Source organism: Vibrio sp. 779(2023) (genome assembly GCF_033344285.1).
Classification (GTDB): Bacteria; Pseudomonadota; Gammaproteobacteria; order Enterobacterales; family Vibrionaceae; genus Vibrio; species Vibrio alginolyticus.
In genome coordinates this window covers 1-15,570 of the sequence record NZ_JAWPOM010000039.1, presented here as the reverse complement: position 1 = coordinate 15,570, position 15,570 = coordinate 1, and the positions used below count along the sequence as shown (strand labels likewise).

The 15,570-nt window shown below is 38.9% G+C and carries 16 protein-coding genes; all 16 read left to right on the top strand.

Annotated elements, in window-relative coordinates:
* Positions 1-574: 574 nt before the first annotated feature.
* The 16 genes from R8O70_RS24165 (at position 575) to R8O70_RS24090 (ending at position 14,793) form a co-directional block, all read left to right on the top strand.
* Positions 575-994 carry a hypothetical protein gene (locus R8O70_RS24165; RefSeq protein ID WP_064354050.1) on the top strand — a complete coding sequence of 140 codons (420 nt, stop codon included), beginning with the start codon at positions 575-577 and terminating at the stop codon, positions 992-994.
* Positions 995-1,676: 682 nt separating this feature from the next.
* A complete protein-coding gene (locus tag R8O70_RS24160) occupies positions 1,677-2,096 on the top strand; it encodes a hypothetical protein (RefSeq protein ID WP_064354048.1) in 420 nt (139 codons plus the stop codon).
* A gap of 678 nt (positions 2,097-2,774) precedes the next feature.
* On the top strand, positions 2,775-3,269 hold the full coding sequence (locus R8O70_RS24155) for a GNAT family N-acetyltransferase (protein WP_005377068.1): 495 nt from the start codon (positions 2,775-2,777) through the stop codon (positions 3,267-3,269).
* A 243-nt stretch (positions 3,270-3,512) separates the two neighbouring features.
* Positions 3,513-4,148 carry a hypothetical protein gene (locus R8O70_RS24150; RefSeq protein WP_151514891.1) on the top strand — a complete coding sequence of 212 codons (636 nt, stop codon included), beginning with the start codon at positions 3,513-3,515 and terminating at the stop codon, positions 4,146-4,148.
* Positions 4,149-4,600: 452 nt separating this feature from the next.
* Entirely contained in the window at positions 4,601-5,110 is a 510-nt protein-coding gene (locus R8O70_RS24145) for an AAA family ATPase (RefSeq protein ID WP_258624510.1), read from the top strand.
* A gap of 146 nt (positions 5,111-5,256) precedes the next feature.
* Positions 5,257-6,438, top strand: coding sequence for a hypothetical protein (locus tag R8O70_RS24140; protein ID WP_318184396.1), 1,182 nt, complete (start codon positions 5,257-5,259; stop codon positions 6,436-6,438).
* A 30-nt stretch (positions 6,439-6,468) separates the two neighbouring features.
* Entirely contained in the window at positions 6,469-7,086 is a 618-nt protein-coding gene (locus R8O70_RS24135; protein ID WP_258624508.1) for a hypothetical protein, read from the top strand.
* A gap of 150 nt (positions 7,087-7,236) precedes the next feature.
* Positions 7,237-7,770 (top strand): DUF6817 domain-containing protein, encoded by a 534-nt coding sequence (locus R8O70_RS24130; RefSeq protein WP_258624506.1) that lies wholly within the window; start codon positions 7,237-7,239, stop codon positions 7,768-7,770.
* Positions 7,771-7,931: 161 nt separating this feature from the next.
* Positions 7,932-8,540 (top strand): hypothetical protein, encoded by a 609-nt coding sequence (locus R8O70_RS24125; protein WP_198039108.1) that lies wholly within the window; start codon positions 7,932-7,934, stop codon positions 8,538-8,540.
* Positions 8,541-8,767: 227 nt separating this feature from the next.
* Positions 8,768-9,682 (top strand): hypothetical protein, encoded by a 915-nt coding sequence (locus R8O70_RS24120; RefSeq protein WP_258624503.1) that lies wholly within the window; start codon positions 8,768-8,770, stop codon positions 9,680-9,682.
* A gap of 182 nt (positions 9,683-9,864) precedes the next feature.
* The gene (locus R8O70_RS24115) at positions 9,865-10,218 is read left to right on the top strand and encodes a DUF6404 family protein (RefSeq protein WP_005377023.1); all 354 of its coding nucleotides are present in this window, start codon (positions 9,865-9,867) and stop codon (positions 10,216-10,218) included.
* Between the two features lie 155 nt (positions 10,219-10,373).
* Complete coding sequence (locus R8O70_RS24110) at positions 10,374-11,132, top strand: hypothetical protein (RefSeq protein WP_136977444.1); 759 nt, start codon at positions 10,374-10,376, stop codon at positions 11,130-11,132.
* 137 nt (positions 11,133-11,269) lie between these two features.
* Positions 11,270-12,163, top strand: a complete 894-nt coding sequence (locus tag R8O70_RS24105) for a hypothetical protein (protein ID WP_069538711.1) — start codon at positions 11,270-11,272, stop codon at positions 12,161-12,163.
* Positions 12,164-12,308: 145 nt separating this feature from the next.
* A complete protein-coding gene (locus R8O70_RS24100; RefSeq protein ID WP_017188758.1) occupies positions 12,309-13,097 on the top strand; it encodes a hypothetical protein in 789 nt (262 codons plus the stop codon).
* Positions 13,098-13,233: 136 nt separating this feature from the next.
* Positions 13,234-13,650: a lysozyme inhibitor LprI family protein gene (locus tag R8O70_RS24095; protein WP_025767307.1), complete on the top strand. Its 417-nt coding sequence runs from the start codon at positions 13,234-13,236 to the stop codon at positions 13,648-13,650.
* Between the two features lie 672 nt (positions 13,651-14,322).
* On the top strand, positions 14,323-14,793 hold the full coding sequence (locus R8O70_RS24090; protein ID WP_203492677.1) for a hypothetical protein: 471 nt from the start codon (positions 14,323-14,325) through the stop codon (positions 14,791-14,793).
* The last annotated feature ends 777 nt before the right edge of the window (positions 14,794-15,570 follow it).

The window sequence follows — 15,570 nt, the reverse complement described above, 5'->3', positions numbered from 1 at the left end:
CTATGCGTTAGGTTTTGTGGTTAAGGTGGTATGCGGGAGCCTCGGTATTGCGTTGCTCACACCTTAACAGGGCGTTAGTTGCCAAGGGGAAAACGCAGCTAAATCAGAATATTTAGGGCTAATGTTCGTACGTTTCTGGCTCGGTTTTGTATTTCAAATTTTAGCCTTTCAGTATTGTGCAAATCAGGCTTTGGTTTTTTGTGGTCGGACTTTCCGTTTCAGAAGCCAGTTCGCTTGTTGAGAGTCAACTCTATGATATTGTCTTTTCAAATGAGCTTTTTGGTGTTGTTAGGCTGTATTCTACGGCGTTGTATATTCCAAGTGGTTTCAGTGACAGGCGCTTTGAAACAGCGCCTGATTTGAGCTTCTTAAAACACGTAAAACTAGTGTTGGCAAAGCGGCAATTAACATCAAATCAAAGCGTTAGGTTTGGCAACTAACAAAGCATTCAAGAGGGATTCACAACGCTTGGCAGTTTTGGTTTGAATCAACTTTAGTGTTTACGGCACAATAGCTTAGGTTGGGTGGTGGCGTTGTTCACCCCTTAATGCGGCGTTATACAAATGAGGGAAATATGTCAATAGAGCATAAACTAGAATATTTTAAGAGTATCCAATTGGGCTTGGACACCACGATAAAATGGGCATTCACTTTGAATGGTGCAGCCGCAGCTGGGCTTATGACGTTTCTTGGTGGTGCGATTGATAAGCAAGATAAGTTTTCTGATTGGAGTTTGTTCGGTACAGCTATGACACTCTTTGTATCTGGAATGGTTGTTGCTGTCATTTGCTACGCGCTAAGGGTGTTATCTCTTCAATTTGCTTCGCAGTTGCAGCTACATGAATCAAGAGAGTTTGTTATGGAGCCTGGAGATTATCTTCAGATGAGCAACCGTTGGATTTACTCCCTTATTGCTAGTTTGTTGGGGTTTGTAAGTTCACTGATTTTGTTCACGTGTGGGGTATTACATGCGAAGTGGGCAATATTTGTATAACAAAGCATTTAAGAGTGATTCTCAACGCTTGGCATTTTCCATTTCATCGTTGAGTTCGGTGTTTACGGTGGTGTTGTTTAGTTCAGTGGACGCGTTGTTCACACCTTAATGCGGCGTTAGTTGCCAACGAGGAAAAGCGTACCTAAAGCAGAATGTTTAGGGTTAATGTTCGTGTGAGTTTGGTTGGTTTTTCGTATTTCAATTTCTAACGATTTGGGTTTGTGAAAATCGAACTTTGGTTTCTTGTGTGATTGGATTTTCTGTTTCGTAAGCTTATTTGGGTGTTGAAAGTCAGCTCGGTTAAATTATCTGCCCAAAAGAGCTTTTGGGCGTTGTTAGCCCGCGTTGTATATTCCAAGTCGTTTCAGTGACAGGCGCTTTGAAACTACGCCTGATTTGAGGTTTTGCAAAGCACGTAAAAACAGTGTTGGCAAAGCGGTAATCAACTTCAAATCAAAGCTTTAGGTTTGGCAACTAACAAAGCATTTAAGAGGGATTCACAACGCTTGGCAGTTTTGGTTTGAATTAGCTTAAGTGTTTACGGCACAATGGTTTAGGTAAGGTGGTGGCGTTGTTCACCCCTTAATGCGGCGTTATGTGCTTTGGAAAAAGTCTTAAACTTTAGATGACCATGTCTGTTAATCTTGGTATCAGTGATAATCAACTATCAAGGACTGATTTAATGTTTGATTGGACAAACCCTAAGCAAATCGATCTCACTCAACCATATCTGTATTTCATTAAGATCTCTACTGAACAAAAGGAGTTTCGCTACATTGGCAAAGCTTCGAAGAAAGCGAGGCTTAATGAGTACAAGTCTAACGTAGCAAAGATTCTCGAAGGAAAGTCTCGACGACCAGTATTAAAAAGAGATGGCTCTCTTCAATCACAAGGTAACTTGAAATACCGTTACGTTCACCTTGTGTTAGCTAATGCTCAAAAACGGGGTTGGGATATAGAGCATTACCCAATTGAAAACGTAGCTAAGCAAGACCTAAATTCCCGAGAGTTAGCACTTATAAATGAGCTTGAGTGCAATATGAATGATGGTTCAACTTGGTTCATTGAACAATTTTCTGAACTATCAGAGCAATTGCTATAAACAGTACGCACATAACAAACTGTTTAAGAGTGATTCGCAACGCGTGGCATTTTCACTATGCGTTGGTTTTGGTGTTTAATGTGGTATGCGGGAGCTTCGGTATTGCATTGCTCACACCTTAACAGGGCGTTATGTAAACAAAATAGCGGTTCACGTCGAGTTTTTTGATATTTGATGCTAGGTAGCGTCTGAGTCGATCTTAATAATGTTTCAAAATGAAGTTTTGGAGCATGAGCGCAGTGAATATTGTTTTAGTTCTATTTACGGTAAACCATTTTATTTACTTGTATTTTAGTCATTTTATCGAAAATGCGGTGAGTAGTAGTGGGGGAGCCGGAGAGGCTTCACTATACGGATTAGCTTACGGATTTCTGATATTACCTTTTCAGTTTCTTTTAGAGTTGGCTTTATTTTTTGCTTTTTTATATCAAGTTCTAATAGTTCGTCAATGGTGTGCTAGTATATGGTACTGGTCTACTTTCTTGCTTACGTTGTTTTTGATTCTTGATATCGGATACTGACTTTAGCTTGTTCACATAACAAACGCTTCAAGACGGATTCGCAACGCGTGGCATTTGTGGTTTGTGGTGAATTTAGTGATTTAGGTGGTGCGCGGAAACATCGTATTGCGTTGCTCACCACTTAAGCGGGCGTTATGTGCTTATGAGGAAAATTGACATGGAAGTGATAGAGGCCAACCCTGATTTGGCCCCAATATTAGCGAGCTATGCGAAAGAATGCCTAGAATCGGGTATTCCAAAATATTCGGGTGTGGAGCAAGATCCGACAGCTTATTTGTCAGGTTTGGTCGAACGTTCAAAGGCAATCTCTGAGTTACCAAAGGGATATTTACCTAGCACAACTTACTACTGTGTATCGAACTCCGAAATTTTAGGTGCAGTCCGAGTTCGCAAAGGTACTAATGCCAACGTAGAAAATGTCATTGGTCATATTGGCTACGAAACTAGACCGTCAGCTCGTGGTAAGGGTGTAGCCTCATTTCTGCTTTCTTGGGTGCGAGACCATGTTGTCACTGATTCAGTTATTGTTACTTGCTCAATTGACAATCCCGCATCTCAAAAGGTCATCGAAAACTGTGGTGGTGAATACCTCGGTAACTACACAGATGAGATTGAGGGTACGGTAAGGCGCTACCGTTTAGCACGCACATAACAAAGCATTCAAGAGTGATTCGCAACGCTTGGCAGTTTCGCTTCGCTCAAGTATAGCCAAGCGCCGCTCACACCTTAATGCGGCGTTAGCTTAACATTTAAGTTCATGAACAAGGTAGTCAGGCAATTATGCTATTTATAAATTGCAATGTTGTGTGAAACTAAACAAAAAAGTAGTAAGCATATTTGTGCTCAAGTTCCAATAAGTGTATTAAGCATTATCAAAATCTATATTGGAGGCTTTATGAGAGTGCACAAATCAAAAATTGCCGCAGATCCAGTTAAGTACTACACGCATTTGATTGGTATGGAAAAGTACGAAGCTCGTATGAGACAGGAGCCTAATGCAATTACAATTATTACAGGAATTGTACTTTATAGAGAGTTACCTAAGAACAAACAGTCCGAAGTTTTGAAGCTAATATTGGCTTTGAACGATGGCCAGTTGAAAGCTTCACTATATGGTTTAGTTTCTCAAGTGGTTGCAAATCCATACTGGTTCTCATGGTCACTTTCTGATCGGGAGCTCAGAGAATTTTTTGATACCAATAAGGATGTGACTAATATATTGAAAGGTCTTGGCATAGACTTCTCGCTCCCTCTCACAGCAGCAGGTATATCAGCATTTTTGCTTTCATCAGCGCAACAAGGGGTAAAAAGTGCTTCCAAAGAGGTTGCGACTCAGTTGAAAAAGCAAGTTACAAGCTCACCAGTTGCGCAGATTGCAAATAGACTGGGAGTGACCAAACAAGTTGCAGGCAAAGCATCGGCAATCTTGGTCGTAATGGTCAGTGTAATTGCTTATCAAACACACTTAAATGCAAAAGATGCGCGGAAGGAGCTTCTTCGCAGAGGTCTACTTCAACCGGAAGATTTGTAATGCTAGTTTTAATACTAATAGTGATATTGTCATTGGCAACAATTCATTTCTCGCATGTGCTATTGATGCAGTATATGTTCTCTGAAGAAAAGTTATCGCCGAGTACTACTTTTCTTCGTCCATTATCTTTGTGTGTTATGGCTGCATGTGCCCAGTACTATATTCTTTCAATGATAACAGGCTACAATTTACCCGAGGTTGCGGGATTGGCTCTCGTGGCTACGAATGCATTCTTCTTCGTTGGTTTTTATTTTGCGTACAAAGCAAGAGTAAAAAGCCTAGAAAGTAAAAAGCACTCCTGAGTCTATATTAAGCTAACAAAGCATTTAAGAGTGATTCCCAACGCATGGCATTTTTCATTCCATCGTTGGGTTTTGTGTTTACGGTGGTAAGGTTTAGTTTCGTGGTAGCGTTGCTCACACCTTAATGCGGCGTTAGCATGCGGGAGTAATATGAAGAAAATTCTCATCATCGGTAATTCTGGCTCAGGCAAGAGTTGGTTGTCGAAACAGTTATCCCGAAAACTTCATTTGCAAGAAGTTAACTTGGACTCGATTGTATGGGAGCCAGGTGGCTATAATCAAAAACGCTCCACCGGAGCAATCGAAAATGAAATTGCTAGTATAAAGTCTCAATGCAACTGGGTAGTTGAGGGAGTATTTGGTGCTTTAGCCGAACAGCTTATTTTTTCTGCTGACATGCTGTTGTTTTTGGATTTGGAATGGTCTGAATGTGAAAGTTCTCTTTATGCTCGTGGTTCGGAGAGCTCGAAGCAACTTAATGAGGAACAGGCGGAGAAGAAATTTTGTGAATTATTAAAATGGGCTTCTGAATACTCGGTTCGCGAATCCAAAAGTTCACGACAGTTCCATCAGCAATTGTTCAGAGATTTTCACGGTTCTAAAGTACGTTTCACAACACGCTCTCAAGTGAATGAGTTTGTAGCGGAAACAACATGCTAACAAACTGTTTAAGAGTGATTCGCAACGCGTGGCATTTTTACCATGTGTTGATTTTAGTGATTTAGGTGGTGTGCGGAGGCTTTCGTATTGCGTTGCTCACACCTTAACAGGGCGTTAGCACTATTTGGTGCCTTGGGAGACAGTTAGTGGCACAAGTAAGTTTAAGTGACTTTGATATTCCAAAGTCAGCAAAGTTTTATAAAGTTGATAAGAATATCAAGAAAGACCTTCTTGAGGAATGCACGAAAGAAATATCTAAAGATAAAGTAGGGCGTGTGCTTAATCGTAAGCACAGAGCAAAAATAAACACAATTAATGGTAACTTTGCACAAGTTACTTCTTGTTGTTTTAAGCTAGAAGTCCCACCAACATTTTTGAAAAATGTTAGTCTTAAAGAAACCAAGTATGCGTATTTAATCATTGTTGAATTTGATAAGTACTTGGCTGTATTTAAGAAGAACAGCTCAGATCCGTTCTCTCTGCTAAAAGAACATTTGAGCTTATTTTCTAGTCGTGAAATGGCAAGTTACATAAAAGAGTCAAATAATACTACTTGTGAGAAGTTGTCAGTTAATGGCATGTCAATAGGTACATATGACATATTAAGAAAATCATATGAAGCTCACAACTTAATAGGAACACTCCCAACATTTAATAGCCATAGACTTATACCTAGAATGGCTAAATTTAGCGAAAATGAAACAGACTATTCGATATCAGTTAATACGAGTAGGATTAGCGACTATTCTGGAAAATGGTCAATAGATCATGTTGTTGACTGGTGCTTCGATTTTAAAGTCCGACTTAAAAGGAATGTCGATTCGAACTTTATGAATCAGTTCTCTTCATCAATTGACATTAACGATCTTCCTGCCGGAGTTAAACCTACGAGCATGATTTTTAACTTAAATAGATTGCTTGAAAATATGGGTGATAAATATGAGCTCTACTATAGCGGTGGTTTAGCTTCACAAAAAATCGTTGATTTTGCGAAGAGTAAAGCCAAAAACATCTATGAAGTAATAAAAATAAATAATCACAGTCATAGCCTTGATGGTATAGATGTCAGTATCGTTAGAAATAGCAAATCATTCACTCTGAAGTCAAAACGTTTGTCTAGATTTTCATTGAAAAATCGTGAAACTGGTAGCTATATTAGTTTACTTTCCTTTATTAATACTAAAGGCTGCTTTGATATTGTATTTTCGGATCTTAGTTATTTTTATACAGGTAAGAGGCTTTATAAAGATTCAAATATGCTAAACAATGTAAAGTATATAACAAGCATATATGAAGGGGTAGAGAGGTTTAAGTATGCAAAAAATTAAAAATCTGAGAGGTTAATTACAAAAAATAGTGTGGACTTTCCATTCACTTCCCTTTTTTATCGAGTTCAGGAGTATTATAAAAGGGTATCGGACATAATAGTCTGCGATGACCTTGGTAGCCAGGAATGGGCGGATCACTTTATTTTTAATAAGGTTTCTTCTGGAACTCCTAAAATTACTTTAGTGCATAGCAAGGCTAAATCAGAAGACTCACATGGTGCAAGTGAAATGCAAGAAGTAGTTAGCCAAGCAGTGAAAAATCTAGGTAAAGTAATGCTTTCAACTACTGACCTAGATAGTAAGGAAAAACTATGGAGCAGAACATATATTCCCTCTATAAGGACAAAAAAAGGGCAACCCAAACCTCCTAAGATTATTTCTCATATTTCGAGGATAATGGTAAGTTATAAATATAACTATGCACACTTCAAGAGAAATGTATTGGATATAGTTTCATCTCCTAGTTGCCAGCGAGAAGTTGTAATTGCGGTAAATTTTGTCAAGAAAAGTGAAGTTGACAAGTTGGTGAAAAAAGCAAATAAAGGAAAGTTAACTTCACACGAAACACAACTGTTGTGGCTAATGTCATCGTTTGTTTCTGCTTGTATTGAAGTTGGAGTTAAACCTAAAGTTCTGTGTAGAAAATAGTGCTAACAAAGCATTTAAGAGTGATTCTCAACGCATGGCATTTTTCATTTCATAGTTGGGTTTAGTGTTTTCAGTGGCATGGTTAAGTTTTGTGTTAGCGTTGCTCACACCTTAATGCGGCGTTATGCGACCTAAAGGAAATTGATATTTATGGATAAGTTTGGAATGCTGCAAGAGCTCGGTGCGGGTGATTTTCAGCACCTCAATGGCTCGTTGGAAGCACACCTAAAAGGTACTGAGGAAGTTCTAATTAACTGGGGGAGTGGCGAATTACTTCAAATCGCAGGTCTCTTTCATGCCGCGTATGGAACAGCGGGTTTCGATGAAAATATGGTGTCGTTAAGCCAGCGCCAAGAAATAGCGCGAATTATTGGTCATGATGAAGAAGCATTGGTTTACTTGTATTGCTCATGCGACCGAGACTATGTATTCCCTCAATTTGGCAAAGTGCTAGAAATCCAATTTAAAGACAGGTTTACTGGTTCAACATTCGCACTCGACAATGCAATGGCGAAATTGTTTTGCGAGTTAACCGTCGCTAATGAGCTAGAGCTTGTTTATAGCAGTGAAGAGTTCAAACTTAAATATGGTGCTGAGTTATTTGAACTGTTCCAAGGTATGGATAGTTACTTAAGTCCTGAGGCTAGAAATGCGTACAAATCGGCCTTGTCGAATTTCGCATAACAAGGCGTTCAAGAGGGATTCTCAACGCTTGGCATTTTTAGTTTGAATCGGTTTTAGTGTTTACGGCACAATGGTTTAGGTTAGGTGGTTGGCGTTGTTCACCCCTTAACGCGGCGTTAGTTTACTTTGTATCATTGAAGTAGTAGAGGTTACTTAATATCGTGAATAAGATTCTTATGAAAATAAAAAAAATATGTGTCTATATCGATCAGATAAAGGCATACATAAATGACGATCCTGAAGAACCAGGCTCCTTTAGCAGTTATCGAAGTTCAATTCTAGATGCTGCTGCGTTAATATTAATTGTCATATCAATGGCAACAGTTTTTGGTTTTTTTGCTGGACTAACGTATGAAGAAATTGTCACTGTATATCATCAGATATTTGGTGAAAACTTCGGTCAAACATCATTTATGATAAGTATGTTTGTAATAATAGTTCTCAACGCAACCCTCTTAATTGTTACTGATTATCGGATGCTTAAATTCATAGATAAATTAAGGCTATTATTCCAGACTTATACTGTAACAATGTGTGTAACTGTGCTATTCGGAAGTATAATTAGTACACATACGCTTTTTAAAAATGACCAGATATTTGTTCTTATTTTAATATTTTCATCATTGACTGTGACTTTGTTTTTTACTTGGTTGAATAAAATTGACGCAAAAAAGTTGAGTATTGAAAACAAGCAATGTATAGGCTTTTTGGCTATTTGGACAATGTTGGCTGTTATCATGCAATATAAAAGTATTGTTATGCTTCATTGAATCAACAACCAGTATAAGAAAACTAACAAGGCGTTTAAGGCGGATTCACAACGCTTGGCGATCTCGCATCAAGTTAGGTTAAGTGTTTAAGGTACAATGGTTTAGGCTTGGTGGTTGGCGTTGTTCACCACTTAACGCGGCGTTAGCTGTATAGTGAAGTAAGTCAACGACTTAGCATATGAAGCGATGTACTATATTGGCAGTCGATATTATGCTTAAGAAATTATATGCAATACCAAGAAGTTAGTCAGCGTATTTATTACTCCAATAAAGAATACGTACCTGTCGGTGAAATCGCGCGTTCACTTATTGCTTTTGAAAGTTTGGTAAAACAAGCTCCAGAAGTACTTGAGGCTCTTTTCCCTGATGCTAAAGTAATTGATATTGAAGTTTTTATTAAAGAACTTCGGTCAGACAGCATTTGGGAAGACTTAGTCGTAAAACTGATTTTCGGAAATCAGCAAAGATTTGATGAATGCATCGATAACACAAGACAAAAACTAGGCATCGAGAAAATCATGAATAATAACCCCAATTTCTTGTCAGCTGTGCTAGTGGCAATGATTCTTGCTGGCGGTGCTTACTATTTAGGTAAGTCATCTGCACCTTCAGATAAAGAAGCTAAAGCTATTGTGGAAGCAAACAATAATACTATTATTCAAATTGGTGCTGGAATGGTTGACATGACGGCAGAGGAATTTACGAACATCGTTATTTCTGCAATCAAGGACAAGGATAAACTCGCTGAAAACTCATTAAATGTAGTAAAGCCCGCCAAGCTTGACCCTAACGCTACCATTACGTTCAACGAAGATCCGAATATTCAAATTTCTAATGCTTCGGTTCGTGCATTGCCTGAATATAAATCTAAATCAGAAGTATCCGAAGACATTGTCGAAGATTTCCATGACGTTAAACTTGAAATTCGTGCTATTGACTTGGACTCGGCAAAACGGGGTTGGGCAGTTGTAGCTCCTTCGTTGCACAAACGGCGTGTTAAGTTACAACTTGACCCTACAATTAAACCAATGGATCTCAAGAATAAGCTCTCAATTAATGGTCACATTACAGTTGTTTGGGGGGCTGATAACAAAGGTAGTCGTATACCAAAGCTTATATTCTTGCGTGAAATCCTAGATTGATAGTCTGCGAGTGAAATACAGCTAACAAACGCTTTAAGACGGATTCGCAACGCGTGGCATTTTTATTATGCGTCAAATTTAGTGATTTAGGTGGTGTGCGGAAACATCGTATTGCGTTGCTCACCACTTAAGCGGGCGTTAGGTTTCTCCACGGGAAACATCGAATACAAGGATTTTGGGTCATGGATTATGAAACGAAGCTACAACTTGCGCACAAAGAATTAAGTGACAAAGGTGTTTGGAAGTCGAACTACAATCCCCCACTTGTAAAGTCGTTACGTAAACTAGGACTGTGTTTTCCACCGCCTTATTATCAAAGCTTCTTTGCAAACGTTATGCTTTGTGCGACTTTCTTTGCTCCTGTTTGGGGAGTATTTCAATGGTTTCTTGTGTGGAACGAGTTAGGTAAACCAGTTTTAGAAGCAGTTTTCATTTCGTTACTTACTGGCGCTTTGTTTGGCTTGGTTATGGCAACCTTCTATTACATTAGGCGTAAGCAATTAAATCTAACAGATTGGGGTTCACTGGGGGAATAAGCCCAAAACCTAACAAATTGTTCAAGAGTGATTCGGCACGCGTGGCATTTTTACTATGCGTTAAGTTCAGTGGTTAAGGCGGTATGCGGAAACCTCGGTATTGCGTGCCTCACACCTTAACAAGGCGTTATGTGCCAAAGCGTCAAAGGAGAACTATGTTCAAAAAATTTTTGCTAAAGTCTTTAGTTAAATTTAAAGCTAGAGAACGGGTTTATCTTGGCTCTAAATCGTCATTGGAAAATAACGATATGTACTTTATCTGGGCTAAGGATTCGAAGAAATATTATCTGGAATCAATTGAAGGTGAAAATGTCCTAACTTTCCATTATCCAGACCCTGACAGTGATGATGCTGAAACTCACAAGATACCGTTCTCTCAACTGTCTCAATACGACTTGTTGATTAAACATCATTATCGCTTATGGCAATTAGAGTATACAACGTTGCTTAGTGCTTATATTTATAATGTTCTTGGTATTAATCGTGTTAAGTGGTTTTTCGAACAAAGTCGAGATAAAAAAACGATTAGTTATTACGAAAGATTTGAATTGTTAAGTGTGGTTCTAAAACATAGAGATGCGTCAAATAAAGTCAATTTCTATGCACTAAAGCGTGAAATTTATGGGAACAGCTCGGAAAATAGAACTGACTATACCCATAACATGGACTTGCGCTGGAAACTATTAGCCTTACAAGAAAGTGGAGATGTTAGTTTTAAAGATGAAGTTCTCCATCTGTCTAACATAACTGTGAACCCACAGGCTCTGAATACACTTTCGGCTTATCAAAGAGAGGAACGAAAGCACCGTGACAGTATTAGGATGGCTCGCATTCAGCAAACCATCGCATTTCTATTGTTTATTTCCGCAGTTATAAATGTGTACTTTACACATATAGCAGATAAAGGCACATAACAAAGCATTTAAGAGTGATTCCCAACGCTTGGCATTTTTTATTCCATCGTTGGGTTTAGTGTTTACGGTGGTCTGGTTAGGTTTCGTGGTAGCGTTGCTCACACCTTAATGCGGCGTTAAATATCTGGAGAATTACGATGGAACACAATACTGAAAGATACAAAGCTATCTTTGAAAGTATGTCCTCAGATGAAATCGAAGAAATGAATCGATTGAATGACGAGGAGCATTTTAGACAGGTTCGAGCATTTAAAGAGGGATACGAAAAAGGCGTATGTTATCTATGTAATAAGCCCTTTAAAACAATCAGTAAAAACGAACCTTGTCTTCATTGGCTTCTGCGACAATGTAAATTCAAAAAGAAAGACTTCCCTAAAATCTATTCTAAGTATGGCTATGGAAATATAGCGGCGTTTATAAGGTGGTGTGCAAACCAAGAACGCTTGTTATCAAACATCAATGATCTCGAAGCTGAGAAATCAGAAAGGAAAATCCTGTCTTACACAGTTAAGTGGAAAAACGTTGAATGGACATTTGATTGTTCAAAAAACGACTTTGAAGGGCACAAAGGTACATCAATAGATTACCCGCACTTTCACTTTCAAATGCGAATCGATGGTCGTCAATTTATAAACTTTAATGACTTCCATGTTCCGTTTAATGATCATGACCTATTCACGTTAAAAAACAGTCTAGAGCAAGGTGATTGGTTTGTTCAGAATTTTGGTGCAATAGGTGCTGGTATGCAGGAAGCCGTAAGTATTGAACCAGAAGATATAGTTGCGCATACGACTCCATCCGAAAATGAAGAAGAAGCTACTTATCACTTTTCAACTATGATCGACGCTCGGGATAATCCAATTTCTGGCGAGGAAATTTATGAAATTCAAAAGGAAGCTGAACGGACGGGTAAGTCCTTTGCTTTTGTTGCTCAACAGCGTCTAAAAAACCGTGCCAAAGTCCAAACAACTGTAAGTGCTGCTGATTCAATTCCAGATATAGCGGCAAGAACTGAGCACAAACGTAGATAAGAAATTTAACAAACAATTTAAGAGTGATTCCCCACGCTTGGCATTCTTGGTTTGGGTCAAGTTTAGTGTTTACGACGTCCATGTTGAGTGTTGTGGTTGCGTGGCTCACACCTTAATTGGGCGTTAGCTTAGTAAGAGGAAAATTATGACTTTGTTTAAAATGTCATTATTTGAAAACTCGGTTAGTTTTTTCCGAGAGTCATTAGAGCAAGCTATAAAAGCAGAATCCAATGATGAAAAATGGAAGTTCGCCATTCTTATTCAAATTCAAGCGATCGAAACAATTTTAAAAGAACGGTTGAGTTTAGAACATGAAGTTCTCGTTTATACGGATATAGATAAGTGCAGGAATACTGTAAACCTCAAGCAATCCATTGAACGTTTGAAGAAAATAGCAGGTGTTACCTTAGTCGATAGCGATCACAAGACAATAGAAACTGCTGCTGAGTTGAGGAACAAAATAGTTCATTTCGATTTTGAATACTCAGTAGAGCAAGTAAAGTCCCAATTTATCCGACTAGTCGGCTTTTACATTGAATTTGCTAAGAAGCAACTCGATGTTCATGTTATTGACTTGCTGAGTGATAATTTGAAAAGTGAGTTATTTAAGTTACGTGACTATGTTGAAGAGTTAGCAATTCGAGCAAATGCACAAATAGAGGTGCAAAAAATACCTGCAAGCGACATATGGACTTGTCCACTATGTAAACACGATGCTTTCGTAGTATTTGATGGGCAGGACAAATGCTATGTATGCGGACATGCTGAAGAGCTTGTTGAGTGTGAACAGTGCGGGAAGTATGAATTCGAGCATGATATCCAAGAATATGACTTTGGAAACCTAAAAGGGTGGGAAAATATCAAGCTGTTTTGTTCTGAGTGCTGGGATAAGCTTGAAACAGAATATCACGAAGAATTTTGGGAACTAAGCTAACAAACTGTTTAAGAGTGATTCGCAACGCGTGGCATTTTTACTATGCGTTGGTTTTAGTGTTTAAGGTGTTATGCGGGAGCTTCAGTATTGCGTTGCTCACACCTTAACAGGGCGTTATGTGCTTTCGGAGAAAACGATGAATAAGTGTCTAATCATCATATTGGCTGGTCTTTCGTTTGGTGCCCTAGCTGAAGAAGAGTCCATTGACTGTAATAATGCGATGACTACAATCGAGATAAATCAATGCGCCGCTATTGAACTAGAGTCAGCACAAGTTAAATTAGACAAATATCTAAGCTCTAGCTTTGAACACAACTCTTATGATCCAGAACTAATAGCAGCAATTAAACTTGCTCAACAGGATTGGCAAGCATATATGTCCTCTCACTGTGATTCGGTTTATACGCAATGGCGTGACGGAACTATTCGTGGAATTATGGCGATATCGTGCAAAACTAAGTTAACTAAACAAAGAACACACGAATTATGGGAAAACTTTTTAACTTATATGGACAGTACACCACCAGTTTTACCGGAGCCAAGTGTAGAGTAGGTTTCAACCACGCACATAACAAACTGTTCAAGAGTGATTCGCAACGCGTGGCATTTTTACTATGCGTTGAATTTGGTGATTAAGGTGGTATGCGGCGGCTTTTGTATTGCGTTGCTCACACCTTAACAGGGCGTTATGTTTAATCACGTAAAATCAGTAGGTTGTGTCTTTTATTTGCTTCCTAAGTCATCCAATTTAGGTCTTTTCGGCAAGTTGGCATCGTTGGACGCTGCTTTCCGGACATTTATTCTTTAGCGCTAAAATTCTGAGAGTTGCCTCACTGAATTTCGGACAAAGTTTAACGTGAGTTTATTTGGCTCAATCTCAAACTTAGAGCGTCAGTCATCGCGTTTTCTGCACTAACAGTTTAAGTCTAAACTGCTCAAAATTATGATTTAACCCAGTTTTAAGCTTATGGTTTTGATTGCAAAAGTAAGTCGGGTTAAACTTCCGTATAGTTTAACGTAAGGTATTGAATCTTAAACATAACAAACAGTTCAAGAGGGATTCACAACGCGTGGCATTTTTACTATGCGTTGTTTTTAGTGTTTAAGGCGGTATGCAGCGGCTTCGGTATTGCGTTGTTCACCCCTTAACTGGGCGTTATATGACACGAGGCTCGCATGGTGATACCATCAATCGAAAGTTCATTATTTAAATTGGAAAAATGATATGTTTAAAAAAATAATATTATTAAGCCTAGCTGCGCTATCTTCTGGTGTTTATGCCGATACCAGTGATGAAATTAATGAATGGTATATTGCTCAAAATGGGCAATACCTCATCCGAGATTCAATCAATGATGGATATTACGCAAACTTAAGCTCCAATCAACGTGGAGATTTAAACGTCTATTTACAGTTTTGGGATGAAACTAAATGTAAGACTGATGGCGATAAAGTCATGGGTCACGATCCATTATATGTTAATGATAAGCTTGTTAAGTATTCACAGGCATGCAATGGTTCGTGGCGAACCTTTTTCCCATCTACTGAAGCTGGCAGAAAATACATAGTGTCCCAGTTTAAAAAGAAGAACTTAGTTGAGATAACAACTTATAAAAAAGACTTCAAAGTTCTTTTTTCCGCTAAGGGCTTCACAAAGCTATTCAATGAGAAACGAATGCAGTTAGATGCAATATAAGAAGAATCATATAACAAAGCATTTAAGAGTCATTCCCAACGCTTGGCATTTTTAGCTCATGGTTGGGTTTCGTGTTTATGGCGCAATGGTTTCGGTTAGGTGGTTAGCGTTGCTCACACCTTAATGCGGCGTTATGTTTACTTGTATTTCAAGGGCTTAAAGTTCTTAGGCTGAAGTTCTTTGTCCCTCTGGCAATCCGTCCCTAGTAGACTCAGCAAATCCGCATTGTCGGTCTAAGTTCTTGACTCTCTCAGCCCGTAAAACATGCCAATGTTCGCGGGTTGCTTCATTGTCAGGTCGTGGCGGTTGGCTTCTGATTTAACTGGCTCAAAGTCGCTTCTAGGTTCTTCGCCAATTAGCATTTCGGCTTGGCAGTTGCCTCGGCAATTTGCCATTGTTTTGCGCTTTGGTTGGAAAGACAGGGCGCTTGTTGGAGCTTAGTGGGGTTGCCTCATTGGGCGGGGAAGTGGACTTGCTTGTTTTAGGTTGGTCGCTTTTGACGGCCAAGTTGGTTCAAGCTTTGTGGTTTAGCTCAGAAAACTAGTCAGAAATCGTAGTTCTTTCTCAATTAAGTCAGTAACTTGTGGTAAAACATAACAAACAATTCAACAGTGATTCGCAACGCTTGGCGCTCTCACTTCGGGTTGAATTTAGTGTTTACGGCGCAGTTTTTGGGTTCAGTGCTTGCGCTGCTCACACGTTAATTGGGCGTTATATGCAATACCAGACAAAGGAATGAAGTACCTATGGAGTTAAAAGTAGACACAGATAATTTTA

Coding starts and splice junctions, on each gene's coding strand:
- R8O70_RS24165 (WP_064354050.1), top strand. CDS start 575: ATGTCAATAGAGCATAAACTAGAATATTTTAAGAGTATCCAATTGGGC.
- R8O70_RS24160 (WP_064354048.1), top strand. CDS start 1,677: ATGTTTGATTGGACAAACCCTAAGCAAATCGATCTCACTCAACCATAT.
- R8O70_RS24155 (WP_005377068.1), top strand. CDS start 2,775: ATGGAAGTGATAGAGGCCAACCCTGATTTGGCCCCAATATTAGCGAGC.
- R8O70_RS24150 (WP_151514891.1), top strand. CDS start 3,513: ATGAGAGTGCACAAATCAAAAATTGCCGCAGATCCAGTTAAGTACTAC.
- R8O70_RS24145 (WP_258624510.1), top strand. CDS start 4,601: ATGAAGAAAATTCTCATCATCGGTAATTCTGGCTCAGGCAAGAGTTGG.
- R8O70_RS24130 (WP_258624506.1), top strand. CDS start 7,237: ATGGATAAGTTTGGAATGCTGCAAGAGCTCGGTGCGGGTGATTTTCAG.
- R8O70_RS24120 (WP_258624503.1), top strand. CDS start 8,768: ATGCAATACCAAGAAGTTAGTCAGCGTATTTATTACTCCAATAAAGAA.
- R8O70_RS24115 (WP_005377023.1), top strand. CDS start 9,865: ATGGATTATGAAACGAAGCTACAACTTGCGCACAAAGAATTAAGTGAC.
- R8O70_RS24110 (WP_136977444.1), top strand. CDS start 10,374: ATGTTCAAAAAATTTTTGCTAAAGTCTTTAGTTAAATTTAAAGCTAGA.
- R8O70_RS24105 (WP_069538711.1), top strand. CDS start 11,270: ATGGAACACAATACTGAAAGATACAAAGCTATCTTTGAAAGTATGTCC.
- R8O70_RS24100 (WP_017188758.1), top strand. CDS start 12,309: ATGACTTTGTTTAAAATGTCATTATTTGAAAACTCGGTTAGTTTTTTC.
- R8O70_RS24095 (WP_025767307.1), top strand. CDS start 13,234: ATGAATAAGTGTCTAATCATCATATTGGCTGGTCTTTCGTTTGGTGCC.
- R8O70_RS24090 (WP_203492677.1), top strand. CDS start 14,323: ATGTTTAAAAAAATAATATTATTAAGCCTAGCTGCGCTATCTTCTGGT.